19 protein-coding genes and 4 pseudogenes are annotated in these 24675 nt (G+C 57.4%); 8 read left to right on the top strand and 15 right to left on the bottom strand.

The genetic code is table 11. From position 1 onward, the window contains the following. Positions 1-2 precede the first annotated feature (2 nt). The 11 genes from X733_RS138810 to lysA form a co-directional block, all read right to left on the bottom strand. Positions 3-1772 carry an ABC transporter permease subunit gene (locus tag X733_RS138810; protein WP_023820046.1) on the bottom strand — a complete coding sequence of 590 codons (1770 nt, stop codon included), beginning with the start codon at positions 1770-1772 and terminating at the stop codon, positions 3-5. Positions 1773-2251: 479 nt separating this feature from the next. After that, positions 2252-3247 (bottom strand): succinylglutamate desuccinylase/aspartoacylase family protein, encoded by a 996-nt coding sequence (locus tag X733_RS0135830; protein ID WP_031194100.1) that lies wholly within the window; start codon positions 3245-3247, stop codon positions 2252-2254. A gap of 102 nt (positions 3248-3349) precedes the next feature. Next, positions 3350-4456 carry an ABC transporter substrate-binding protein gene (locus tag X733_RS138815; RefSeq protein ID WP_031194099.1) on the bottom strand — a complete coding sequence of 369 codons (1107 nt, stop codon included), beginning with the start codon at positions 4454-4456 and terminating at the stop codon, positions 3350-3352. Between the two features lie 91 nt (positions 4457-4547). Continuing rightward, positions 4548-5435 (bottom strand): diaminopimelate epimerase, encoded by an 888-nt coding sequence (dapF, locus tag X733_RS138820; protein ID WP_023820043.1) that lies wholly within the window; start codon positions 5433-5435, stop codon positions 4548-4550. A 726-nt stretch (positions 5436-6161) separates the two neighbouring features. Continuing rightward, positions 6162-6728 (bottom strand): sarcosine oxidase subunit gamma, encoded by a 567-nt coding sequence (locus X733_RS0135825; RefSeq protein ID WP_031194097.1) that lies wholly within the window; start codon positions 6726-6728, stop codon positions 6162-6164. Then, positions 6721-9654 carry a sarcosine oxidase subunit alpha family protein gene (locus X733_RS138825; protein ID WP_023820041.1) on the bottom strand — a complete coding sequence of 978 codons (2934 nt, stop codon included), beginning with the start codon at positions 9652-9654 and terminating at the stop codon, positions 6721-6723. Before X733_RS138825 ends, X733_RS0135825 begins: the two co-directional genes overlap by 8 nt. Further along, on the bottom strand, positions 9651-9941 hold the full coding sequence (locus X733_RS138830) for a sarcosine oxidase subunit delta (protein WP_023820040.1): 291 nt from the start codon (positions 9939-9941) through the stop codon (positions 9651-9653). Before X733_RS138830 ends, X733_RS138825 begins: the two co-directional genes overlap by 4 nt. Positions 9942-9951: 10 nt before the next feature. Further along, entirely contained in the window at positions 9952-11202 is a 1251-nt protein-coding gene (locus tag X733_RS138835; protein ID WP_023820039.1) for a sarcosine oxidase subunit beta family protein, read from the bottom strand. A 232-nt stretch (positions 11203-11434) separates the two neighbouring features. Further along, entirely contained in the window at positions 11435-12430 is a 996-nt protein-coding gene (locus X733_RS0135820) for a succinylglutamate desuccinylase/aspartoacylase family protein (protein WP_031194095.1), read from the bottom strand. Between the two features lie 66 nt (positions 12431-12496). Next, positions 12497-13405, bottom strand: a complete 909-nt coding sequence (gene dapF / locus X733_RS138840) for a diaminopimelate epimerase (RefSeq protein WP_023820037.1) — start codon at positions 13403-13405, stop codon at positions 12497-12499. Then, the gene (gene lysA, locus X733_RS138845) at positions 13402-14748 is read right to left on the bottom strand and encodes a diaminopimelate decarboxylase (protein WP_081740761.1); all 1347 of its coding nucleotides are present in this window, start codon (positions 14746-14748) and stop codon (positions 13402-13404) included. The genes dapF (X733_RS138840) and lysA overlap by 4 nt, the downstream gene beginning before the upstream one ends. A 145-nt stretch (positions 14749-14893) precedes the next feature. Between lysA and X733_RS138850 the strand changes: the two genes are divergently transcribed. The 6 genes and pseudogenes from X733_RS138850 (at position 14894) to X733_RS1000000171030 (ending at position 19499) form a co-directional block, all read left to right on the top strand. After that, on the top strand, positions 14894-15814 hold the full coding sequence (locus X733_RS138850; protein ID WP_031194092.1) for a LysR family transcriptional regulator: 921 nt from the start codon (positions 14894-14896) through the stop codon (positions 15812-15814). 391 nt (positions 15815-16205) lie between these two features. After that, positions 16206-16415, top strand: a pseudogene (locus X733_RS138855) (transposase); the annotation flags it as partial. A 234-nt stretch (positions 16416-16649) separates the two neighbouring features. Beyond that, positions 16650-17036 carry a transposase gene (locus tag X733_RS138860; RefSeq protein WP_031194089.1) on the top strand — a complete coding sequence of 129 codons (387 nt, stop codon included), beginning with the start codon at positions 16650-16652 and terminating at the stop codon, positions 17034-17036. Beyond that, a complete protein-coding gene (gene tnpB / locus X733_RS138865; RefSeq protein WP_023693549.1) occupies positions 17033-17377 on the top strand; it encodes an IS66 family insertion sequence element accessory protein TnpB in 345 nt (114 codons plus the stop codon). Before X733_RS138860 ends, tnpB begins: the two co-directional genes overlap by 4 nt. 76 nt (positions 17378-17453) lie before the next feature. Further along, positions 17454-19094 (top strand): IS66 family transposase, encoded by a 1641-nt coding sequence (locus X733_RS138870; RefSeq protein ID WP_023820032.1) that lies wholly within the window; start codon positions 17454-17456, stop codon positions 19092-19094. Positions 19095-19148: 54 nt separating this feature from the next. Then, a complete protein-coding gene (locus tag X733_RS1000000171030; RefSeq protein ID WP_031194087.1) occupies positions 19149-19499 on the top strand; it encodes a hypothetical protein in 351 nt (116 codons plus the stop codon). A 276-nt stretch (positions 19500-19775) separates the two neighbouring features. On the opposite strand, the gene X733_RS138880 is transcribed toward X733_RS1000000171030, so the two are convergent. The 3 genes from X733_RS138880 to X733_RS138885 form a co-directional block, all read right to left on the bottom strand. Further along, entirely contained in the window at positions 19776-20876 is a 1101-nt protein-coding gene (locus tag X733_RS138880; RefSeq protein WP_081740756.1) for an ATP-grasp domain-containing protein, read from the bottom strand. A 724-nt stretch (positions 20877-21600) separates the two neighbouring features. Continuing rightward, on the bottom strand, positions 21601-21984 hold the full coding sequence (locus tag X733_RS0135815) for an SMR family transporter (RefSeq protein ID WP_245274525.1): 384 nt from the start codon (positions 21982-21984) through the stop codon (positions 21601-21603). Positions 21985-22423: 439 nt separating this feature from the next. Further along, complete coding sequence (locus X733_RS138885; RefSeq protein ID WP_023820028.1) at positions 22424-23152, bottom strand: methyltransferase; 729 nt, start codon at positions 23150-23152, stop codon at positions 22424-22426. A gap of 579 nt (positions 23153-23731) precedes the next feature. On the opposite strand from X733_RS138885, the pseudogene X733_RS1000000168740 reads away from it, so the two are divergent. Beyond that, a pseudogene (locus X733_RS1000000168740) lies at positions 23732-24018 on the top strand (IS110 family transposase); the annotation flags it as partial. Here X733_RS1000000168740 and X733_RS1000000171025 read toward each other — a convergent pair. Then, positions 23989-24069 (bottom strand): annotated as a pseudogene (locus X733_RS1000000171025) (aldehyde dehydrogenase family protein); the annotation flags it as partial. The pseudogenes X733_RS1000000168740 and X733_RS1000000171025 overlap by 30 nt on opposite strands. On the opposite strand from X733_RS1000000171025, the pseudogene X733_RS01000000166695 reads away from it, so the two are divergent. Further along, positions 24034-24675, top strand: a pseudogene (locus X733_RS01000000166695) (integrase); the annotation flags it as partial. The pseudogenes X733_RS1000000171025 and X733_RS01000000166695 overlap by 36 nt on opposite strands.

The following is a 24675-nucleotide window of genomic DNA, read 5'->3' as shown; positions in this document are numbered from 1 at the left end:
GTTCATTTGCTGGCACTGGTTGAGATGCGGTTCTCATGCCGTACCCTGATCCACTGAACCGTCAGGATCGATACGATTACGAGTGCGACGATGAAGGTCGAGGCCGTGCTCAGGAGCGGGTTAACCTGGAACTTGATATCACCCCAGAACTTCATCGGCAGTGTCGGCGTCTGTCGACCAAGCAGGAAGATACTGACGAGCAGTTCGTCGAACGAGGTCAGGAAGGCGAGGAGGCCTGCGGTAACGAGCGCCGGCTTAAGGATCGGCAATGTCACGAGGCGAAGCACTTGCGTGGGACGTGCGCCGTGCACCGCAGCAGCCCTCTCGAGCATCTCGTCAAAACCACGCAACGCAGCTGCCATGACGACGATGACATAAGGCACGGACAAAAGAACATGACCCAGCACCAATCCCAGGAAGCTGCCGAGCACGTGGATGCGGGCCTCGAAGACGTAGAGGGATGTCGCTACGATGACGACCGGCACCATGAGAGGCGACAGCGAGAATAGAAAGAGAGCCCTCTTGATCGGCAGCGTCGTGCGAACCAGCCAGAATGCGCCCATGGTGCCGATGATCGTTGCAAGGAGCGCAGAGGTGAGGCCGAGCTTGGTCGAGAATAGGAAGGATGCCTGCCAGTCAGTGGCGTTCGCCAACGATTCCCACCAGCGCAGTGAAAAGCCCGGAGGAGGAAAAACAACGAAGGAAGACGAACTGAATGAAAGGACGACAACGACGATCAAGGGCGCCGTCAGAAACACGAGGACGACGATCGTATAGGCCCAAAGCCACCGCGATTTGCGGGTCAGCAATGGCTTTGTCATCACATGAATCAGAGTTTCGATAGCAACCAGAAGCGGGTCCAAAACCCGTTTCGCCCACTTCAAGGCGCGGGATCTCACTCCGGGCGGCCGGTTCGACAGGTCGGCTATCGAGGGAGACCATATCATTTCCAGAGGAATGAAGAGGCTTGCGAGGAAGAGCGTAGCAATTGTCACTAGCAGGAGCACCATGGACGACGCATAGCTGAGTTCGAAATTCAGAAGCGTCGTCATCTGCGTGACTATCAGCTGTGATATCATCGTGTCGCTGGGGCCACCGAGAAGGGCGGGCGTGATGTAGAAACCGATCGCAACGATGAAGATCAGGATGCCGGCGGAGAAGACGCCCGGGAGCGACATTGGAAAATACACACGCAGGAATGCCTGGATCGGTTTCGCGCCAAGAATTTGCGCTGCACGAGCGAAATCGTGATCGATTCGCACCATCGACGAAAACATCGTGAAGATTGCCATCGGGATAAACACATGTGTCATGCCGATCACCACGGCGAATGTGGTGTTGAGAAGCGGAAGCGGCTCGCTGACGATGCCAAGTCGGACCAGCGTGTTGTTGATAATCCCCTCGCGTCCGAGGATTATGATCCAGGCGTAAGTCCTGATAAGAAAGGCGGTGAACAGCGGGACGAGGATGAACACGGTCACAATCGATAGTGTGCGCGGCCTGATCCTTGTCAATAGATACGCAACCGGGTAACCAGCGACCAGTGAGACGACTGTTACGATCAGCCCAATCTTCAAGGTATGAAGCAGGATCCTTAGGTTGGTCTCGTTGGAGATTATGCGCGCATAGTGCGCAAAGTTCAGTTTGGTACCCTCGACGCTACCCCACAGGATGAACGACAGCGGAATGACGAGGAAACCGAGCAAAAGCAGAACCAGCGGGCCGGCGACGATGATGCCGCGAATCCAGCGCTTTGCCAGGAGAATGTTCATGTAGTTTAGCCCCTTGTCTGCGGGTGATCCCGCAGAGCCAGCGGTCATACTTGTCGCCAACATTACACTCATACAAACGTCGCTCCTGGTGGCATTCCTAAGGCGCTCATGGATGTTTCTGGAAGGCGGCGGCGCGATACCCTCTTCGATTCGTCATGCGCCGAAGGAAGCAGACTGCCCTGTCTCTTTTTGAGTTCCACCATCGTCTGGCAATCCGATTGCAGTTCGTGCCGAGACGCTTGCACTTCACGAGACGGTCGCCCGACTTATGCTTTCAGCAAAGTGGCAGTCGATCTAGCGACAGTTCGTTGCAAAAGGCCCAAGCGTTCCGGAGTGGATTGCGTATCTCTACAACGCATAAATTGCAGAGATGTAGGCAATCCGTCGATGGGAAGGAGCGCCTCATTCTGCAATCCATTGGGCCTCCGCTGCGACGCCGGCACGGTCCGCCCAGGCGAGCCCGAAGTTCTCAGCATGGGTCATCGCGATCGATTTTCCTCGATCCCAATTGCTCCCGCAAAAGAACCCTCTTTGATTGACGGATGCGTAATACGCCAAAGAAGGAAGCCTGCGTCCGGAGCGTTAAGCTCGGCGAGCGTCTCCCCAAAGAGGTTACTGATTGTGCCTAGACGCTGGCCTTTGGTCACCGAGTCACCGGGCTCGACCTCAGAGTGGAAGTCCCCGCCCGCCGGGCAATAGACCCAGAGGTAATCATCACAATGCACCCGAGCGTTGCGGATCTCTGTTGCAGGTGTGCTGATGATGCCGAGCGTGCGGGCAACGTTCAAGACTCCTTCCACGAAGAAGGAAATCGTATCTTCGGTTAGGAGACCGTTCGCTCCAGCCTCCGGAAGCACGGCGATTCTATCATGTGTGGCGAAAGCCGAAGGAGAATATGTTCCCGCTTTTTCCATAAAGCGCCTCGGAAGCGCTAGAACAAACTCGGCGTTAAAACACCTCGCCATCTGTCGCCCTCGGGCGTTGAGTTGGGGGTCGCCTGTGTCCTGGTACATGACGAACTTCGAGACGTTCTCTCGCAAGTCCCCGCCGTGCATGTCGATAAGGCAATCCGCACCGATGGACCATTCGTTCATGATCGCGTCACAAAGTGCTTCGGAGAACGTTCCGTCCTTTTTGCCAGGAAACGTGTGCTCAATATTCTTGCCGTCAAGCGGACAAACGTATTGCGGATACTGAAAAAGCCCGGGTTGATTGATAAGAGGAATGATGGAAACGCTGCCTTCCATAACTTCTGGGTCGAACAATCGTTGAAGTCGAACGGCGGCTTCTATTGCGGATACCTCGTTGGGGTGAACACCGGCGCAGATACAGAGCCGCGGGCCAGGCTTTTTCCCCCGGATCTCACAGATCTCCCATTTGTAACCGGCTAGCCGCGGGCTGTCGAAACTTAGATGACCGCGAAAAATGCCGGGTTGTCCGTATTCGCAGCTATTGCTGAGTGCGAAAACTTCCATGTTCCTCTTACTTTCTTAGTTAAGCGCTCGCTTATACGGCCCGAAGCCATATCTCTGGCTAATCGCCCCCGCAGACGAACGAATGCCTGCAGGGGCAAATTACTACTGTGACAGCAGTGCGACGCAGCGTTCCATAGCAACCTCGTAGTTGGTGCGACCATCGGAGCCAGTTTTGCCCCACCATGGATAGTCTTGGAAAATCTGCTTCTTAACAATATCCGGCGCGCCGGGCAGATTTTCGGCCAACTGCTTGGGAAGGAGCTTGAACGCATCTTGGTTAACAGGGCCGTATTGGATTGCCTCGGCAAAGACCGCCTGCGGTCCTGGGCGGGAAATATAGGCCAGGAACTTGAATGCGTTTTCCTTGTTGGGCGAGCCTTTCATGACCACCCAGTAGTCATATTGAAGCAATGACTGCTCCCACGAAAACGCTACCGGTGCCCCTTGTTCCTTTGCAGCCGCCATTCGGCCATTGTAACTTGATGCCATGTCGGCCTCGCCGTCTATAAGGCTTTGGGGGCCATCGGCGCCAGCAACCAGCCATCGACCCACATCCGGCATAAGCGACTTGATCTTGGCAAAGGCCCGATCCATGTCTATCGGATAAACCTGGTCAACTGATACACCGTCGCCCATCAGCGCCCCTTCGAGTAGGCCGCCCTCAACCATCTTTTCGCACTTCGACAGTGCCCGCTTTCCCGGAAACTCCTTGACGTTATAGAAGTCGAGCCAGTTCTTTGGGTGCTTCCCGTCCTCCGGAAACTTCTTTGTGTTGTAGCCGATAACGGCCGAATACGTAAAATTGCCGATGCCGAATTCATTTCTGAGCGGCTCTGGTATGCTGGCAAGGGTCTCTTTGGCGAAGTAGCTGTAGTCTATCTTCTCAGCTCCGTTTTTGGCTATCCAACTCGCAAGCTGACCGCCGGCCAGGTCGGCAATGTCGTTTGCAGGCTGGCCGAGCTGCACCGAAGCCAACAGCTTTGCGTGATCCTCCGCAACCAGCACAACGTTAATGCCTGTATCGCGCGTGAATGGATCAAAAAATGCTTTCTTTTCAGCCGCTTCTAAGGTCCCTCCGCTCGATTCTATAACGACTTCCCCGCTACCCTTAAGGTTATCCGGGATGGTGTCCTGCGCTTGCGCCGCGAACGGCAACGCGGCCAATAGCAGCGCGGCATTGAATCTAAAATACCTGGTTGTTGCGCTCATAATCTCATTCCCCTGTTTTTGTGATATGGCTCTCATCGCTTTCTATCGGCTCGCATGTCTGAGCCATGACCTGCGGCGAATTTGGACGTCGCTACTTGCCTCCTTCTATGAAGCCGTGACAGCAAAACGCGACCGGCCCAGTCAATTGAACTCTGTCGCTATCCAGAAGTTCGACATCGAGCTTCCCGCCGGGAAGATGCACGGCGATTTTCTTGGAGGTTATGAGACCTCGCTCAAGCGCCGCATAAGAGGCAACGCAGGCGCCGGTTCCACAGGCCTTGGTGAGCACGCCCGGTCGTTCCCAGACCTTGAGCCGAATCGTTTGGCTGTCGATAATCTCAGCCGCGCCCACGTTGGTACCCTCTGCAAAAAGAGGATCATTCTGCACCGCCGGCGCATAGCGGCTCATGTCGACGCTATCGAGTTGCTCAACAAAGAAGACCGCATGCGGGTTGCCGATGTACAGGGCGACACCATTTGTGAGCGGGCCGCTTTGGATTGGCAGGTGGAGCGTATCAACCTCTCGCGATAGTGGGATCTTTCGCCAATCCATGCTGATCGGTCCGAGGGTGACGCTGACCTCCATCGGCCCTGCCCGGCGGCAGAGGACGACGCCCCCTGCCAACTCCATGACAAGCTCATCCTTGCCGGATTCCTCAAGCAGCAGATATGCCATGCAGCGCGTGGCATTGCCGCAAGCCCCCACTTCCTTGCCGTCGATGTTGAAAATCCTCATTGCCGCGTAGGCGCCATCGCGCAGCCCCTCCTCCGAGGCCGGTTCAATGGTCAGAAGCTGCTCGCCCCCAATGCCGATGTTCGTGCTGCAGATGCGCACTATATCGTCGGCATCCAGGGCTTTGTTGCCGTCGCGCCGGTCGAAAATAACAAAGTAGTTCTCCAGACCGTGCATCTTGATGAATGGCCACTGCAGCGGCAGCTCGATCGGCGAAGGTAGCGACAGAAACTCTGTGTGCTTCATATCTCTTTCCATTCGTGTCTGAGATCTGTCGCAGAGCGGAGGGGCGATCCTTTACCACTCAAGCTCTTTCATCCCGAACCCGGCTTTCATCCACACGTTTCCAATAAAGATCCTTGACGTTTTCCGATCGAGCTACCCCAGCTTGGGCCGCAACAAGAAACGGATGCCAGCGGCGCTTTGCGCCATCGGTACTGAGATCGAAACTTTCGCAGGTTAGGCTGCAATCGCGTGCGACCTATAGGCCTCGCCGGCAACTGAGCCATTGGCGTTGCCTGCATCGTCGTAATGGGCATCCCCATACCTGGATTTTCCGACATTTGAGTTCGTCAGGGGTTCCCTTCTGTTGAGAAAGCATTCCACACACCCCATAGTTTGGAAAATAGAAATTCAACGTGCCTTTATCCAATCTGGATATGTACGGGACCAGTCGCATAAGGAAGTTTAGCAGTCGCATCTCAAGCGGCCGCACAGCGCATACACGTCAACTCGCGACGAGCGCCGGCATTCCGAATGCTGGTGCGAAGCCAGAGAGTGACCTCTTCGTTCGCGCTTGTGGGATTAGGAAATGGGCCGCCGTCGACACCGGCTGACGCAGCAACGACTTCGACGTAGGAACTCCAGAACCGCAGCGGGGCCGAGCTTGACACGGCGGTCTGCCGTGAGCCGGGTCAAATGACGAGCCGCTGTCAAGCGCTGCTGGACCGCGAACCCGTTTCGTAAGTGTAGTCAGACTACGTTCTCATCCAAGCGCTGGGCCGCCGTTTCGAGCGCGTGCCACAGCGATCCGGCAAACGAGCGCGCGCCCATCACAGCGACATGACTTTCGCTCCGACGGATCACGAAACAGCTCATCTCCTCAAGGCCGGAACGCGTCGCTCGGCCGGGACCAAAGCCCGCAAGATCTATGTTGACGAGCTTCGACAATAATGCCTCGACAGGCGTGCTTCCGGCGCGCGAAGCAATCTCGAACACGATCCAGCCATCAGTTTGCTCGGTTATCGTACAATCGGGCGAAGCCTCTTTCAGATCGGCAGCGAAATTCTCCTCGGCACGGCCCTTGGCTTCGAGCATCCATTGATCGAGGCCGACCCAGAAGGCCGCCATCCCCTGCTCTGCCACCCAGTGGCCCGGCTCGGGAAGATGAAGGCCGAAGGGCACTGGCTTTGCCGAACCGCGGCGTAGCGAAAGAGAGGCAAGCGCCAGCCCCGGGTTTTCCCGGATGTCCAGTGCCGCAAAGGATACTGAGCGGGGCTGTGCGGCGCCGAGCGCCATTGAGGCGTTGAGGTTAGTCACGCAGACGTGCTCCTTCTGGATCAACGAAGTGTGCCGGCACGATCCGGAGGCGTTCGCTTTCGCCTTCAACTGGGTTCGCGGCGACGATCACCTCGCCTATGCGTTGGTCGCCATTTTCCAGAAAGCCGAGCCCGATCATCGATCCGACATGCGGGCTGTAGCAGGCCGATGTGATCCAGCCCTGGTCGGTGTCGAGATTTTGGGTAGCGCCCTGGGTGAACAGATGTGACCCCGCAACAACCTTGCCTGCGCGCTCGACGGGTTGCAGACCCACAATGCGACGGACATCACCCGCCAGTCCCTCACGTCGCGACATGACCGCGCCGATGGCGTCCTTCTTCTGCGACACCATCTTTCCCAACCCCAGCATCGCGGCCGTGCTTTGGCCATTCAGCTCGGAACCCCCCACATGGCCCTTTTCGACGCGCAGCACGGATAGTGCTTCAACCCCATAGGGCGTCACTCCCAGATCGGCTCCCGTTTCCATCAGCCGCTCCATCAGCGCATGGCCGTACCGGGCGGGCACCGCGAGTTCGTAGGCGAGTTCGCCCGAGAAGGAGATCCGGAAGAGTCGGGCGCGCAACCCACTGCAAAGGGTCAGTTCCGCGCAGGCCATAAAGGGAAAGGCGTCCTTCGACAGGTCGAAGCCATCCGCGATGCGGGCAAGCAGGGCGCGCGATTTTGGTCCGGCGACAGCGATCTGCGCCCAGGCGTCGGTCGTGGAGATGATCTGCACGTCGAGTTCCGGCCAGAGGCATTGCCGCGCAAACTCCATGTTGCGGTAGACCAGCCCGGCGTTGGCAGTTGTCGTGGTGACCACGTAGTGGTCCTCGGCCAGTCTAGCGCAGGTGCCGTCGTCATAGGCAAAGCCATCTTCGCGCAGCATCAGCCCATAGCGGACTCGACCGACCTTCAGCGTATCCATCACATTGCTATAGAGCCGGTTCAGAAATTCCCCGGCATCAGCGCCCTGCACGTCGACCTTGCCGAGTGTCGAAACGTCGCACAAGCCCACAGCGCTGCGAACTGCCTTGGTCTCACGCTCAACACTTTGGCGCCAATGCGTTTCGCCCTGACGGGGGAAATACTCGGCTCGCATCCACTGGCCGCTCTCAACGAAAACGGCACCTTGGGCTGCAGCCCAACCATGCGTCGGCGTAAGGCGGCGCGGGCGGAAATGCGGTCCTGTATCGCCTCCGCCCAGCACCGAGATGGTCACTGGAGTGTAGGGCGGGCGGAAAATCGTCGTTCCCGTTTCCGGGATCGTTCTCCCGGTGAGCTCCGCCATCACGGCCAGCCCGGTCACGTTTGCGGTCTTGCCCTGGTCCGTCGCCATGCCCAGCGTCGTATAGCGTTTCAGATGCTCTACCGGACGCATGTTCTCGGCATGAGCGATCTTGATGTCCTTCACCGTCACGTCGTTCTGGAAATCGACCCAGGCACGCTTTTTGCCCGGTACATGGAAAATGGGCGCGACCCCGTACACTGAGTCCTCCGAATGCGGCAAAACCGGCGGTGCTGCCGCAATTGCGAGTTCGTTCAGCGCGCGCAGAGCCGCCTCGGCGCCCGAGCGAAGCGTCTGAGCGGTCGAAAAATAGCCCGCCGCCGCACCCGCCGGAAGCAATCCCGAAGGACCATCAGCGCCCGGCAGGAACGCCTGCAGCGCTTCATTCCAAACCGGGCGACCACGGTGATGGGAGGTTAGATGCACATTCGGGTTCCAGCCGCCCGAAACACCCAGCGCGCCACAGTCGATCCATTCGCGGCGGCAGTTCGCGGAAACCTCAATTGCTGTCAGGCCCAGCCGCCCGCGCGAACCCGTCACCATGCCACCGGCGATCATGCGATAATCGCCCTGGGCTCTGGCCTCGCGACGCGCGTCGATAACGGCCGCGACGTGGACGCCCTTGGCGGCAAGGTCGCAAGCAGTGCGATGGCCGTCGTCGTTGTTGGTGAAGACGGCAATCCTTCCGGATGGGCACGCCGCCCATCGATTGGCGTAGGACCGCATTGCGCCCGCCAACATGATCCCCGGACGGTCATTGTCGGCAAAGGCGATGGGACGTTCGGTGGCACCCGCCGCCAATATGGCGCGTTTGGCAGTGATGCGCCACAGCGTCTGACGGACCCTGTCCCCCGGCTCCGGAAGGTGATCGGAAACCCGTTCCACGGCACCGTAGATCCCGTGATCATAGACTCCGAACACGGTGGTGCGACGCATCACGCGAACGTTCGGCAGGCTCTCCAATTCAGCCTCCAACGCGGAGATCCAATCGGTAGCCGGCGCCCCGTCCAGCGTTTCCGTCTCCGCCAAGAGTCTGCCGCCCAAACGGAAATCCTCATCCGCCAGGATCACGCGTGCACCGGAACGCGCCGCTGTCAGTGCCGCCGCAAGCCCGGCCAGGCCCCCGCCGATGATCAGGAGGTCGCAATGCAAGAAGCCCTTGTCGTAGGCATCGGGATCAGCCTGCATGGACAAGCTTCCGAGGCCGGCCGCCTTGCGGATTGCGGGCTCGTAAAGCTTCTCCCAGAAGGCTTTCGGCCACATGAAGGTCTTGTAGTAGAAACCGGCCGTGAAGAATGGCGACAGCAAATCATTGACCGCCAAGGCATCGAAGCTGAGTGAGGGCCACCGATTCTGGCTTCGCGCCGCAAGCCCTTCAAACAACTCCGCAACGGTTGCGCGCGTATTGGGCTCCTGACGAGCGCCCAAGCGCAGCTCGACCAAGGCGTTCGGCTCTTCGGAGCCGGCCGAGAGCACACCGCGCGGACGATGATATTTGAAGCTGCGGCCCATCAGGCGAACTCCATTGGCCAGAAGCGCTGAGGAAAGCGTGTCGCCTGGATGACCCTGGTATCGCTTGCCATCGAAGGTAAAGTTCAGGGTTTTCGAGCGGTCGACCAGCCCGCCGGCTAGTCGGGTCATTGACCGCTCCTTTTGCGCGCCAGGGCGGCATCGCGTGCCAGTTCGGCGCCGAGGATTTCGTGCGTTACTGTGTTGCGGGTGATTAGCAGCCATGACCGATCGCCCTGCTCATGGAACCATAGTTCGCGATGCACGCCCGCCGGGTTGTCGCGCAGGAAGACGTAGTCGCAGAATAAGTACTCGGCATCAGGCCTGGTTGGGTCGGGACGGTCCAGGAGCCTGACATCGCCGAGATACGTGAATTCTCGCGCATCGCGCGAGCCCAGAATGGGATGGGGAATTAGCATTCGGTTGACCTCAATGCAGGTTGGGCTGGGCCCCGGTGCCGGTTTCGTCAATTACATACCCGCGTGAGAACCGATCGAGCCGGTAAGCGCGCGCAGTCTCGTGTGGGCATCCGGTGGCAAGCAGATGGGCGAAGGCATAGCCGCTGGCGGGCGTCGCCTTGAAGCCACCAATGCACCAGCCGCCGTTGAAAAAGAGATCTTCGACGTCCGTGCGGTCGATGATCGGTGAGCCGTCCATCGACATATCCATCAGGCCGCCCCACATACGCAGGACGCGAGCACGCCCGATCATTGGCATCAGCGCCAACCCGCATTCGGCCGCATGCTCGACCACAGGCAGGTTGCCCCGCTGGGCGTAGGAATTATAGCCATCGATATCGCCACCGAAGACGAGGCCGCCCTTGTCCGACTGGCTGATGTAGAAGTGTCCCGCCCCGAAGGTGATGACGCCAGGAAGTATGGGCTTTAAGCCTTCCGAGACGTAGGCCTGCAAGACATGGCTCTCCATTGGAAGCCGCATTCCCGCCATCGCCATGACGCGGCCCGAAGAGCCCGCCACTGCAACGCCGACCTTGCCGGCACCGATATAGCCGCGCGAGGTCTCGACACCGCGGATCTTGCCACCAACAATCCGGAAACCTGTCACCTCGCAGTTCTGAATCAGGTCCACACCCTGCAGATCGGCGCCACGAGCGTATCCCCACGCGACACCATCATGACGCGCCGTGCCCCCGCGCGGCTGCAGCAAACCGCCACGGATCGGAAAGCGCGCATTGTCAAAATTCAGAAAGGGAACCATCGCGCGCAAATCTTCACGGCTCAACAGACGCGCGTCAGCTCCGGCGAGTATCACGGCGTTGGCGCGGCGCCGAAAAGAATCGCGCTGCGAATCCGAGTGGAGAAGGTTGATGACCCCACGTTGAGAGACCATCGCGTTGAAGTTGAGTTCCTGCTCCAGTCCTTCCCAGAGCTTCATCGAAAATTCGTAGAATGGCTCGTTGCCGGGAAGTAGGTAGTTTGAACGGATAATGGTGGTGTTGCGGCCAATATTCCCCGATCCTAACCAGCCCTTCTCCAGCACAGCGATCCGGGACTGTCGGAACGTCTTGGCAAGATAGTAAGCGGTCGCTAAACCGTGCCCGCCTCCGCCGACGACCACATAGTCATAGTCTGATTGGGGCTCCGGATTGCGCCAAAGCGGGCGCCATCCGGTGTTCCCTTTGAGCGCTTCGGCAAATACGCGGAAGCCTGAGAATTTCATTCCTAACCCTCTCATCGACAAAGCTTCCAATTAACGACAGTCAAGCGCAGCAAGTGCCCCATCACGTTCTAGAGCATGCCTGCAGACCGGCCCTTCCGGCTTTTCTTCGGCCTTCCGTTTCTCTCAAGCCGAGTCAGTTGCGTGGTTGCTATGCCAAGCGTGCCGAATGAGCGGCCGTTCTGTCGCCCCGGCAGCCCCAGAGCAACCGAAAAGCGATCCTGAAGTGTTCGTCCTACTGGTAAACCGATGTTTCCTCGACTGCGACCGCTCCTAAGGGCGACCCTTTTGGAATCGTCGGATGGGTCATGCGCCACAGAAGAAAACCTGTCTCCGGTGCGGCGACTTCTGCCAGCGTCTCGCCGAAAAGATTGCTGATCGTACCGAGGCGTTGGCCCTTGGTAACCCGATCACCCGGCTCGGCCTCAGCGTGGAACTCGCCATCCACGGGGCAGTCAAGCCAGAGATACTCATCACATGGAATTCGGGCGTTCAGGAACGGTGCGAGGGGCGCATCGATGATTCCTAGGGTGCGGGCGATGTTGAGCACTCCTTCGAGGTGGAAGGAGATCGAACCCTCATCCAGAAGCCCATTCGCTCCTGCTTCCGACATCAAGGCCAGCCGGTTGTGACGAGCAAAAGCCGTCGGAGCCCGACCCGACTTCTCCATATGTGCAGCCGGCAGACCCATTACTATCTCGGCGTCGAAGCACATTGCCATCCGCCTGCCCAACGCGTCGAGCTCGACGTCGTCGGTACGCTGGAAGATTGAAAACTTGGAGACGTTCTCCCGCAGGTCGCCCCCATGCAAGTCGACGTAGCAATCAGAGTCTACGCACCATTCATTCATGATTGAGTCGCACAGCGCTTCCGAAAAAGTTCCATCCCTGTTGCCCGGGAAAGTGAAATTGATATTTCGGCCATCAATCGGACAGACTAGTTCGGTATATTTGTAGAACGCCGGCTGGTTGATCAAAGGAATAATAGAGACGGAACCCTGGATCGTCTCCGGATCGATCATCCGCTGCAAGCGAACAGCAGCTTCGATGCTGGATACCTCGTTGACGTGAACTCCAGCGGATACACATAGCCGCGGACCAGGCTTCCTGCCGCGAATCTCACAAAGTGGCCAGCTGTAGTCCGCCAGACGAGGATTGTCGAAACGCAAATGCCCTCGGAAAATGCCAGATTGCCCATAGGCGCAGCTATCGTTTGAAGGGCTAATTTCCATTGTCTTATCTTCCAGTCTGATGCTCGCGCTTTTCTGGCCGGGTCATTCTGTACATACGATGCTGGCCTATGAGACCTTGGCTGCGGCTTTCTTGCCCGCTTCGAGGAAACCATGACAGCAAAACGCGACTGGTCCGGTCATGCGGACTCTGTCGCCATCCAGAAGTTCGATATCGAGCTTCCCGGCCTGTAGATGGACTACGATGTTCTTCGAGGTGACGAGGCCTCGTTTAAGCGCCGCATATGCAGCAACGCAGGCGCCGGTCCCACATGCCCTGGTTACTATTCCTTGCCGTTCCCAGACCTCGAGCCGAAGGGCCTGTCCGTCGAGAACCTGAGCAGCGCCCACGTTGGCTCCCTCTGGGAAGAGAGGATCATTATGCACCACGGGCGCATAGCGGCCCAGGTCGACGCTATCGAGTTGATCAACAAAGAAAACGGCATGCGGGTTGCCGATATAAAGAGCGGTACCATCGGCGAGCGGGCCGCTTTCAATGGGCAGGTGGAGCGTATCAACCTCCCGCGATAAAGGAATCTCGCGCCAATCCATGCTGATCGGTCCGAGCGTGACGCTGACCTCCATCGGCCCCGCCCTGCGGCAGTGGACGACGCCCCCCGCCAACTCCATTAGCACCTCATCCTTGCCGGATTCCTCGAGCAGCAAATATGCCATGCAGCGCGTGGCGTTGCCGCATGCCCCAACTTCCTTACCGTCGATGTTGAAGATCCGCATTGCCGCATAGGCGCCGGCGCGCAGACCCTGGTCCGACGCCCGTTCAATTGTCAGCAGCTGCTCGCCCCCAATGCCGACATTAGTGCTGCATATACGCACAATGTCATCATCATCTAGAGGCTTGCTGCCGTCTCGACGGTCGAGAATAACGAAGTAGTTTTCCAGACCGTGCATCTTGATGAATGGCCACTGGAGCGGCAACTCAACTGGAGAAGGTAGTGAGAGAAGATCCGTATGCTTCATATCTCTTTCCATTCGTTTCTGAGATCTGTCGCCGATTGGACGCAAGATCCTTGCCACTCTGTCTCTTCCTCGAGCGTCAGCAAGGCTGCGGTGGTCTGCCTACGCCGGATCACCCGGAACCGATCCCCGTCGACAAGGACTTCAGCTGCTAGGTCGCGCGCATTGTAGGTCGATGCCATCGAGGCGCCATATGCGCCGGCGCACCCAAAGGCGAGACGGTCCCCGGATCGCAGCAGAGGCAAATCTTCATAGGTACCGAAGATGTCCGAACTCTCGCAAACGGGACCGGCAATCTGATAGGTGTGCAAGCCTTGCCGAGCCTGCTTCACAGGAAAAACTGGATGAACGGCCCCATACATCGCGGGGCGCATTAGGTCATTCATGCCCGCGTCGACAATGGCGGTAAGCCGGTCAGCGGTCTTTTTTATGTAAAGCACTTCGGCCACCAGAATCCCGGCCGGCCCCACCAACCAACGTCCCGGTTCGACAGTCAACTCGCAACCGAGACCGCTAACCGTTTCGCGCACGATCGTGGCGTACTCGCCCAAGTCCGGACTGCGGCCTTGATCGTACGGGATGCCTATGCCGCCACCCAGATCAAGGCGACGAACGGCCATACCTTGCGAACGCAGCAATCTTACAAGGTAAGCAATGCGAGAATAAGCCGCGCGATAAGGCGAAAGATCAAGAATTTGCGATCCGATATGCACGGCAAGGCCTATTGGATCGAGCTCTGGCGCAGTTAAGGCTTTGGCATAAAGAGCCGGTATGTCCTCGAGGGGGATTCCGAACTTGTCATGCTTCTTGCCTGTGCTGATTTTGGCATGCGTCCCTGCGTCCACATCTGGATTCACCCGCAGTGCAACCGGCGCCCGCACGCCCAGGGCCCCCGCCACGTTAATGACAGCGTCGAGTTCGGCTTCAGATTCGATGTTGATCTGGTGGATACCCACTTCCAGTGCACTGGCGATCTCGGAGCGCCTCTTGCCGACGCCAGAGAAGATGATCTTCGATGCGGGGACACCCGCCGATACCGCACGTTCCAGTTCGCCGCCGGATACGATGTCCATGCCGCTTCCCAAAGCTGCCAACACTCCGAGAACAGACAGGTTTCCGTTCGCCTTCACCGCAAAGCAGACTGAGACGCCACTAGGCTTAAGCGCGGCGCTCAGGGTAAGGTATGCCGTTCTTATGGCGTCAGAGGAGTAGCAATAGAACGGCGTCGGAACTGCCATAGCGACTGTGTCGATGCAAACGCGCTCCATGTGCAGGGCTTGATTGCGATAGGCCAGCTGTTTCGAGCCGGTGTCGCCATGTGGAGCATCGATCATAGCAGTTGCCATTCTCGGCCATCCCGAGTCCTGTCGATCCATCGTGGGTGGGGCCTTACCTTCCAATCTTGACAGGGATCATTCCAGAAAACTCTAGGCGTGGAAAATATATTGTCTTAGGCTTCAAATTCATTTTCGATATATGACAGCAGGGAACATGCGACTCAATCAGCGCCAGATAGAAGTCTTCAACGCCATCATGGTGCATAAGAGTGTGACCGCAGCGGCGGCCTCTTTGAGAACGTCGCAACCAACCGTGAGCCGCGAGTTGCGCGATCTTGAAAAGCAGATAGGCTTCGATCTATTCAACCGCTTCGGCAAGCGCCTCACGCCGACAAGCCAGGCTCAACTGCTGCATTCGGTGGTTGCGCGGTCATTTGTTGGGATGGAAGAAATCAGCCGAGTGGCCACTGCGATCAAAGGGCATAACGCCGCCCACATCAGAATCGCCTGCCTTCCGGCTTACGCCGAGGCGTTTTTGCCCGATGTGGTGCACCGTTTTTTGAAGGCTCGTCCCCAAGTCCACCTTTCGGTGCATTCACTGGGTGAAGTGGCGCTCAGGCATGACATGACGACGCAGCTGTTCGACATCGGCCTAACTGAAGGGAGCTATGACTACGACGACGCAACAACCGAAAAGATTGATGCAGGCGAACTCCTCTGCGTTTTTCCTGCTGGACATCCTCTAACGGCAAAGTCGGTCATTGATCCACAGGATTTCCAAGGGGTCGCGTTTGTCTATTACTCGGAAGAGGATCCTTATAGGGACAAGATAGACGAGGTCTTCGATGCTGCAGGCGTCGCGCGCCATTTTACGCTCGAAACCACCACCGCCACGGGGCTTTGCTCAATGGTAGCCGCTGGCGTGGGCGTTTCGATCGTAAATCCGTTCACAGCCGCGCACTATGCTGAGAGAGGCGTGGTCTTGCGAAAGCTGAGCGTTCGTGTGTCCTATCATGTCAACCTGTGGAGACCGGCAAAGGGGCTTCGATCTGCGCATGCAGACCAATTTGTTAGACTGTTGCGTCAGGTGACGGAAGAAATGAAGCAGCGATTCAAGGTTTTACTGGCAGATTGATCTGGCCAAAAACATAGCTCGCGTGCTCCCCTTCCCTCAAGTCAAGTTCCGCACTCTCTCGGCTAGGCTTTTCGGTCCCACATTCACTGGAGGGGATTTGGCGTGAAGCGTTGGTGCTGACTGAGGGTCTTGAGCCCTGGCGTCAGCCGTTGACCGACCCAGGTCTAGCATGTGATTTCCAAAGCCCGGTCGCAAGCTGTCGCCATGAGCGGCTTGGCGTCTCCGCCCTTCCCGTAGCCGTAAGGGGTCGTTGCCGCCCCATTCAGCTGGCGGCCCGTGGACTTGGCGACGTTGGCGCCGTGCGGCGACCGCGACCGCTAGGGTCCGGATCCATAAAAGGGGTTCCTCTGACGACAGGATTGTGATTCACGGGTCTCTGAGGGGGCCATTCATGAATCGCGAATATTTCTGGCTCAGCGATGAGCAGTTTGGGTTGCTTGAACCACATCTGCCGACCGACACCCGAGGCAAGCCGCGCGTCGATGATCGCCGCGTGATCAGCGGCATTATTCATGTGGTGAAGGTCGACGCTCCGTCGGTCTATGGACCGCGCAAGACCCTCTACAACCGTTTCCAGCGCTGGTCGGCCAAGGGCGTTTGGAGGAGCTATGGCGGGTGATGACGGGAAGGGCGGCGTATCGAGGCTGGTGATTGAAGCCTGCCAGAACCTCTCAAGGAGAGCGATACGCCATGAACGAGACTATCAACATTGTTCGCCTTCGTCAGCCCGACGAAATCGATGATGCCCTGACGGATGGTAAGCGCGTAGGCATCCCCACGTAGCGTGCAGGCGGTTGATCGCTCATTTTCAGCATGAATCATGCGGAGAATCCTGGTGAGCGACAGTATGAGCCATCATCGAACATTCGAGATTTTGACGGCGGAGCCTGTGCCGTTCCGACGCAAGCCGCGCCATCGGTCGGACGAAGAGAAGGCACGGCTTGTCGCCGAAGCCTTCTCTCCAGGGGGTAATGTGTCGGCAGTTGCGCGTTCCGAGGGGCTGGACCCCTCGCAGCTCTATGCATGGCGCCGCAAGGCGCTTTCGTCGGGCATGGTTGCGCCACTGACGGAGGGAGCGAGCAAGCCGGCGAAGTTCACGCGCTTTGAAGCAATGGGCAGCGACACGGTGGAAATCGTCATTGGCGATGCCGTGGTGCGCGCCGGCGGCGATGTTGATCCCGATCGCCTGGCGAGAATCATCCGCGCGGTTCGCAAGGCATGATCGCTTCCGGTGTGGTGGTTTACGTGTCGTGCCAGCCTGTCGACTTCCGCAAGGGCGCGGCATCTTTGATGGCGCTGGTCAGGGATGGCGGCCTGGACCCGTTCTCGGGGGCGCTTCACGTGTTCCGCTCGAAGCGTGCGGACCGGGTTCGCATCGTGTGGTGGGACGGCAGCGGGGTTTGTCTTTATTCGAAGACTCTGGAAGATCACAGCTTCTGCTGGTCTGCGATATCGGCCGCGCGCATGCGTCTCGACCACGCCCAGTTGATGGCGCTTCTGGCTGGACTGGACTGGAAAAAGATCCGCCCGGCCAGGGTCAGGCGGCCGTTATCGACGGGCTGAAACCGGCCTGCGGCAAGATGAATCATGCGGCTGGAACGGTTGGGAAAGCGGCTGTTTTTGTGCTTTGTTGCTTGCCATGGTTCTACCGGGTCTTGCCCTTCCCGACGACGTTGATGCGCTGAAGGCGATGATCCTTTCCATGGCTCGCGAGCAGGCTGCAAGCGAGGCCCGGATCGTAGTCGCCGAAGCTCGGATCGCAGCCTCCGAGGCGGAGGTCGCCCGGCTGAAAGCCATCGAGAAGAGCGCCAACGAGCGGATTGCCAATCTCACGTCGATCCTGAAGGTTTTGCAGCGCACGCAACATGGCACGCGTTCCGAGCGGCTACGCCTGGCCATCGACGACGAGCAGGCCTCCTTTGCCTTCGAAGAGGTCGAGACCGGCCTTTCGGCGATCCGGAGCGAACTTGCTCACGCGGCTGGGGACAAGCCAAAGCGCGCAGCGCGTCCACGCAAGGGTTTTGCAGCTCATCTCGAACGCATCGAGGAAGTTATCGAGCCGGAAGTCCCGGGCGACTGCGAGGGGCTGGAAAAGGTTCTGATCGGCGAGGATCGATCCGAGCGGCTGGACGTCGTGCCGCCGAAGTTCCGGGTCATCGTCACGCGCCGTCCCAAATACGCTTTCCGGGGCCGTGACGGCGTGGTCCAGGCTCTGGCGTCGGCGCACATCGTTGAAAGCGGCCTGCCGACGGAGCGGCTGCTCGCCTATATCGCCGTGTCGAAATACGCCGACGGCCTTCCGCTTTACCGGCAGGAGACGATCTATCTGCGCGATGGCGTTGAACTCAGCCGGTCGTTGATGGCGCAGTGGATGGGGCACCTGGGCTTCGAATTGCAGATGCTCGCCGATTACATCCTTGAGCGCGTCAAGGAGGGCGAAAGGGTCTTCGCCGACGAGACGACCTTGCCCACCCTTGCCCCCGGAGCGGGGAAAACCACGAAGGCCTGGCTATGGGCCTACGCACGAGATGATCGACCCTATTGTGGAACCAGTCCGCCAATGGTTGCCTATCGTTTTGAAGACAGCAGAGGCGCGGATTGCGTGGCGCGCCACCTCGCCGGATTCAGCGGTATCCTACAAGTGGATGGCTACTCGGCCTATACCAACCTGGTCAAGGCACGGGCCAAAGCCGGCAGCAATGAAACAATCCGGCTCGCCGGGTGCTGGGCTCACCTGCGGCGCAAATTCTACGACCTGCACATCAGCGGGATCTCGCAGGCCGCGACGGTAACGATCGTCGCCATGACCGAATTGTGGAAGGTCGAGGACGAGGTTCGCGGCAAGGATGCCGGAAGCCGCGCCGCGCTCCGTCAGGAAAAGTCCGTGGCCATTGTCGCGAGCCTCTTTGATCTATGGGAAGCGGAACTGGGGAAGGTCTCCGGAAAATCCAAGACCGCCGAGGCGATCCGCTACGCGCTCACCCGGCGGGAGGCGCAGGAACGCTTTCTGATGGATGGTCGCATCGAAATCGACTCCAACATCGTCGAGCGTGCAATCAGGCCCCAGACAATCACGCGAAAGAATAGTCTATTCGCCGGCAGCCAAGGCGGTGGACGAACCTGGGCGACGGTAGCCACCTTGCTGCAAACCTGCAAAATGAACAGCGTCGATCCGCTCGACTGGCTCTCGCAGACCTTGACCCGCATCGCTCAAGGATGGCCGGCATCCGAGATCGAAATGCTCATGCCTTGGAACTTTAGGCCTGACGTTATCGGCTGACCGCTTACGACGGATGTGCTTCGCAGCGGCGCGCGGCGTCTGCTTGCGCAGGCGGTGGAGATAGAAGCCGAAGCGTTTCTTGCCGAGATGCGGGATCTGAAGCTGCCGGACGGACGTGACCGGCTGGTCTGGCACGGTCGCGGCCCGGAGCGGATCATCCAGACGGGGATCGGGGCGGTGCACGTCAGCCGGGTGAAGGTCCGGGACCGCGGCGCGAACGATGAAGCGGAGCGCATCCGTTTTTCAAAGGACGGGCAGGAATGCAAAATATTCGAACCAGTTCTGGACGGGCGACCGGATAGCCTCACCCCGAGGAATGATGGAAAACTGACCACATCTCGGCAGGGTCCAACGAGCGCATTCGCTCGCGCTACCTGCGGGACAGCTTGCAAAGTCCTCGGCTGACATCTTCGCTGAGATAGCCGCCTTTTCCAGAAATGATAGGGCGGAGCGCCATTGGGCCGGCTCGATCGAAAGCCATGCTGCCAACAATCCTTGGTGCGGCGGCGAGCGCCTTGGCATCCTCTGTGGATGAGGATCGGGATGACTCCCGCCACGATAAGTATAGATTGTCGCGGCGCTGCCCTGTTCGTTCAGTGTGCCCCCTCGCTGAGGAATCCAATGGGCAAGCCTCTCTTCAAAACAGGCGCTGCCGCCCATCGCTGGCTTACACGGAAACCATCAAATGCTTTCGTAGTTTATGTAATGCTCTGGCGCCACGAATGGAGTTGAGTTTGACACGATCCATGATATCAAATCGATGACCGTCATTCCATAACGGTTAAGCATCAGCTCGAATGAGCCATCTTTAGCCACCCCAGGAATATAATTGCATTCTAAAAACCAAATTTGCGAATCGTCAGTTACTCTAAAGTCAAACCTGGCCATATTGTATATATCTATCGACGACGCAATCGATTTGACCAAAGTTCGCACCCTATCCGAGATTTCGCTTTCCAAGTCGACTACCGTTTTTCTAGCTACACGGCTCGAATATTTCTGATCTCTACCGCAGAACTGCATATCTGCTTCTATCTCAACTACCGGAAGTGGTATTATATCAGACGAACTGACTATGCAGCCGCAGGTATACTCCTCCCCTGGAATGAATTCTTGCAGCAAAGCGGCGCTATCATAGGTAAATATCGTGCGAACTAGAGCCTCGATCTCCGCCTCAGACCTTCCAGGATCGTGAAAAAGCTTTGAGAATAGCGACGACCCAAGTGAATTTGGTTTCACGACAATTGGTCCTTGGATTGACTTCGCGACCTGCATTGCCTCGGCAACATTTCTGGGTTTTATTAGTGTTGTTTTCGGGACTTTCACCATTTCGGCAGGTAGTATCGAAGAGACGAATGACGCCATTGCGTACTTGTTCATAGTTAAAGATGCCACATGCGGGTCGCCGAACGTGCCTCTTACTCCTGAAAGCCCCGCAATCGTCTGAACCCCTCCGTCTTCGCCAAACTGTCCGTGCAACAAATTAACGACGTATTCGCTGCGGGATGCAATAGCATCAAAGGCCATAAGCAATGCGCTTCCAGCCGTAGTGTTGGTATCAGAGATATACGATTGCAGCTCATCGACGGTAAACCCACTGTGGAACGGTATCGTACGAACAAGCCCATCGTTTCGGCTAATATGATAAAAGTTTTTTACAGAAAATGGGCGTTCCGCATAGGGCAGTTCGATGTAAGACGAGATGACGTTCGTTAGAGATGTGATGGAGCCATCGTATTCCGTAGAAACTCCGCCGAATATAAATGAAACTTGAGGGGGCATTTCGTTTCCATTCCTTTAAGTATGGTGTTCACGACAAGGTTATTGGATGGAGACAAAGGCGCTTGGCCGCGAGGACGTATTGCAAACCAGTGCCGCGTGTGTTGCCTTCAACCAGGATGAACGCTCTTCTCACCATTCACTGTGTCGCCGACGTTGCGTGCTCTGCAGCCGTCAGGCTGGCGCTTTCAGCCGCGCCTTAACAGCGAACATATCATCGTCGGCGACCTGCAATCGTAAAGGTTATGTAAATTTGCTTGAACGAATTCGTTACCGCAATCGATCACCGGAGGCGTAGCGCAGAGGGTCTCGACGGATTTCGAAAGATGGAATTTTAAGAGACTGAACAATGAGATCTCGCTGCTTACGAGTTGTAGTCAGCAGGGTGTTCTGTCTACCTTGTCACCGCAGTTGTCCCATGGCGAAAGACTGTCGAGAACGGGCCGCATGATCATCTCCACCAACTTTCGCGCTCCGAACTCGAGCCGTCAGTCACGGCATCGCTTCCAACTGCAGTGCGTTGCTCAGACGAACACTGCCGATCATCGCCAGAGCGCACCAGGGAAACTGAGGGGCGCGGCACTCGCAGCGGAAAGCCATAGGCATGTCTGCGCGGGCGCTTGCTTGCCAGCAACCCTCCCAAACGTCTAAATCAAGCACGAAAAACTCGGCATTTCAAAATCCTTCGCCTCTGCACGCGAACATGAAAGAGAGCTGCATTCCCATTTCAACCTTCTCGTGCCAGAAAATAAATACCGGCCAAGACAAGAGCGAGCCCAGTCCATTTTGACAATTGGAACGGCTCTCCAAACACGTAATGTGATGCAATAGTCAGCATTGCAAATCCGGAGCCCATCATAACCGGATAAGCGGCCGACACTTCCATAGAACCCAGAGCTTTCGCATACAACACTATCGTTATAGCATAAAATATGATTGCGCTTATAAAGGCGATGGAGAGGAACTTATCAGCTAGTCCCGCGTCCACAGGCAATGAAGTCCGGCTCCATTTTAGAAAAATGCTGCTAATGGAGGAAGTCAGGCCTGCAAGGAGAAGGGAAGTCAGCCATAGTTTATTCATCGCCCCGCCCTCTGCCAGAATTCGCTGCATTGCCGGCCACTTATGGTATGACGCTCAGCCTTTGCTCGGAGATTCCTTATTGTATCGACATCAATCATGGATTCCACGTGTCAGGTTTTGAGTTTTGCTGAGTGGCAACGATTCAGGGGAACTCGTCTCTGAAACGCAAATCGGCTACTGCCAATCACGCATATTCTGTGCCAATGCCAAACGACGCTTTTCATCAGCATGATAGCTTGATGGCCGCTCTGTCTCATGCCCGCTGTTAGGTTTCAGACAATAATGTCGGTCGAAGATCTTCGGCCGCTGGCATCGGCACGTTGCCCAGCTGGTGGCGATGTGATCGGGGCTCCTTACGCCGGGGATGCAGTTGAAGCGGCGCCGTCGCTTGTGACGCGGTGCGAGCTTGGCAGGGCCGCGACTTAAGGAATGAGCGGTGAACGGCAGTCGTGCTGAAAGACGCGGCTCATTAACAGGATGAAGGCGCTCGTCGCCTATTCGCTTCTTCAGATCGACCTGGGTGTCCCGCCGAAGATTTGCGTATGGAGAACATCCGGTAGATTTGGTTCCCCTTAGGGGCGGTACCGGACGCGAGAAGCACGGAGGCGAGATCGTTTGCATCGATGATTTCCGAGAGAAGATCGTCGCGCCCACCGCTGGCGAAGCCTAGGAGGATGCAGCCCGAGTCTGTGAGGAATTCTGTCCCTTGCGATAGGAACCGGCTCAGCAATCTATAACCCGGATCGATAGCTCCTGGTTCGAGATTATCCTTATATTCGTAATCGTCGGGCGCAAATACCGACGGGTAGTTCCAAAATATAAAATCGAATTTTCGATTGAGGGGAATATCATTGAAAATGTCGCTTTCGATCACCTCGACGTTCTGGATACCGTTTCTTGCAGCATTTTCGAATGTGTTCGCCACCGCCTTCGGGTTGACATCACAAGCAAGCAACGAAAGTGCGCCGAGCTTGGCGAGGTGCAGTCCTGGAAGGCCGAAGCCGCAGCCGATCTCCAGGATGCTTTTCCCGGCGACAGGAGGAAAATTTTCAGTAAGCCAACGCCAATTCTGGAATTCCAGTGGTGAAAATACCTCTTCGTTCACAATCAAATCCAACCCAAATTCTTTGATATACGCCGGAAAGGTGCATTGTTGGCTGAGTTTTAGTCTCGTCCTGATCTGGGCAAGGTCCGTCATATCTCTGCTCTCCTCACACCGCCGAAAAATCTAAAAATTTTGCGAGTAGTTGACGACGGGCCAGGCAGGCGCCGGCGCAAAAATATCCCGTCCTGCCAAGTCTCCGTAGAGTCCAGAATTGATGGATTAACATTTTAAGTCAACTATCACGGCATTTTTTGTTGTGAAAAAGGTCTTCATACGATCAACATGATGTCGCATAATAGTTGTGATATGTTTCGGTTACGTGTTTAGATACGTCATGAATACATAATATTTTCCGACCTTCGCAGAGCCCGTAGGGCGCGATTGGAAAATCGGTCCAGAATCGGAGAATTTTGAAAACAACAGAGCAGGCGCATGTACCCGCTTAAAAGATACGCGCTGCTGTATCCTCAACGGCGCGGCCGCGCTCACCTGTCAGCCCGGCGATCCTATCATCGTCGTACCCCTCCCGTAACGCTTCCGGTTACATGGGGTAATCGCGGGGTTGAAACACCGGCGCGTTTGTGAGGCGTTGGAAGGGTGGCTGCCCCCGAATAGGATGAAATACGGGCTCACGACCATATAGCCGGCCCCAGCATCAAACGGGAGACAACCATGAAACAGTTTATCGGCCTCGACGTACATTGAAAGATACATTCATCTCGGTGCGCGAAGGAGGCAAGCGGATCTGGCGCGGCAAATGCCTGTCCGATCGGAAACCGATAGCAGAGACTATCCGCCAGCGTGCTCCGAACGTCGAACGAGTCGTGTTCGAAACAGGACCCCTGGCGGTTTGTTTCTATCATGCGGTGACGCTGGAAGGCTTGCCGCCGATCTGCATTGATGCCCGCCATGCCAAGGCGGCGCTGGATATAGTCCTTCTTCAGTCGCGCAATGAAGCTGTCGTAAACACTGTCATGCACGAACAAGCGCCGCAGCGAGGTGCAGCGTTGAGGAACTGTGTGGGGCAGTCACGTTTTCTGGCCGAAATCCTCACCGACGACGATGTCGCCACGTTGCGCCATCTCGCCAAAGAAGGCATCGGCGAGAATTCGCTAAAAGCCCTGGCGTTGGACCTCGGTTATCTCGAAGCCTGGTCGCTTGGCGCCACCGGTTTCGCTCCCCTGGCCCGCGCCGGACGCGCTCTTGATAAAATTCGTCGCCCATCATCTCTGGGATCCCGCCGAAACCGATCCAGCACACGGCATGCCCGCCGAAGTCACGATAACGCTGAAAGCTGAAGGGCTTCTGCGCATTGACGGCCCGCACGCGCCCGCCACCGTGGGCCGGCGGCTGTCGAGCTGGTCGACGCTGACCGGATGGCGCGGGCTGAAGGGAAATTTTTCGGCGCCGGGCCTGCGCAGCGCCATAAGGCTCGCCGTGAGTGCCAGCGCCCGCCCCCGGGCGAAAAAAAGCAAAAAGGCGGTGACCGCTGACATCCTGTCCGCACTGCTTACGACTAGCGCCGGCGACCGTCTCGTTGACCTCCGCGATCGCGCGCTTCTCATCACCGCCTTCGCCTCCGGCGGCCGCCGCCGCAGCGAGATTTCGTCTCTGCG

The organism is Mesorhizobium sp. L2C066B000, assembly GCF_000502335.1.
Taxonomy (GTDB): Bacteria; Pseudomonadota; Alphaproteobacteria; order Rhizobiales; family Rhizobiaceae; genus Mesorhizobium.
This window is presented reverse-complemented; position numbering and strand designations above follow the sequence as displayed.

Coding starts and splice junctions, on each gene's coding strand:
- X733_RS138810 (WP_023820046.1), bottom strand. CDS start 1,772: ATGAACATTCTCCTGGCAAAGCGCTGGATTCGCGGCATCATCGTCGCC.
- X733_RS0135830 (WP_031194100.1), bottom strand. CDS start 3,247: ATGGAAGTTTTCGCACTCAGCAATAGCTGCGAATACGGACAACCCGGC.
- X733_RS138815 (WP_031194099.1), bottom strand. CDS start 4,456: ATGAGCGCAACAACCAGGTATTTTAGATTCAATGCCGCGCTGCTATTG.
- dapF (WP_023820043.1), bottom strand. CDS start 5,435: ATGAAGCACACAGAGTTTCTGTCGCTACCTTCGCCGATCGAGCTGCCG.
- X733_RS138825 (WP_023820041.1), bottom strand. CDS start 9,654: ATGACCCGACTAGCCGGCGGGCTGGTCGACCGCTCGAAAACCCTGAAC.
- X733_RS138830 (WP_023820040.1), bottom strand. CDS start 9,941: ATGCTAATTCCCCATCCCATTCTGGGCTCGCGCGATGCGCGAGAATTC.
- X733_RS138835 (WP_023820039.1), bottom strand. CDS start 11,202: ATGAAATTCTCAGGCTTCCGCGTATTTGCCGAAGCGCTCAAAGGGAAC.
- X733_RS0135820 (WP_031194095.1), bottom strand. CDS start 12,430: ATGGAAATTAGCCCTTCAAACGATAGCTGCGCCTATGGGCAATCTGGC.
- dapF (WP_023820037.1), bottom strand. CDS start 13,405: ATGAAGCATACGGATCTTCTCTCACTACCTTCTCCAGTTGAGTTGCCG.
- lysA (WP_081740761.1), bottom strand. CDS start 14,748: ATGGCAACTGCTATGATCGATGCTCCACATGGCGACACCGGCTCGAAA.
- X733_RS138850 (WP_031194092.1), top strand. CDS start 14,894: ATGCGACTCAATCAGCGCCAGATAGAAGTCTTCAACGCCATCATGGTG.
- tnpB (WP_023693549.1), top strand. CDS start 17,033: ATGATCGCTTCCGGTGTGGTGGTTTACGTGTCGTGCCAGCCTGTCGAC.
- X733_RS138870 (WP_023820032.1), top strand. CDS start 17,454: ATGGTTCTACCGGGTCTTGCCCTTCCCGACGACGTTGATGCGCTGAAG.
- X733_RS138880 (WP_081740756.1), bottom strand. CDS start 20,876: ATGCCCCCTCAAGTTTCATTTATATTCGGCGGAGTTTCTACGGAATAC.
- X733_RS0135815 (WP_245274525.1), bottom strand. CDS start 21,984: ATGCAGCGAATTCTGGCAGAGGGCGGGGCGATGAATAAACTATGGCTG.
- X733_RS138885 (WP_023820028.1), bottom strand. CDS start 23,152: ATGACGGACCTTGCCCAGATCAGGACGAGACTAAAACTCAGCCAACAA.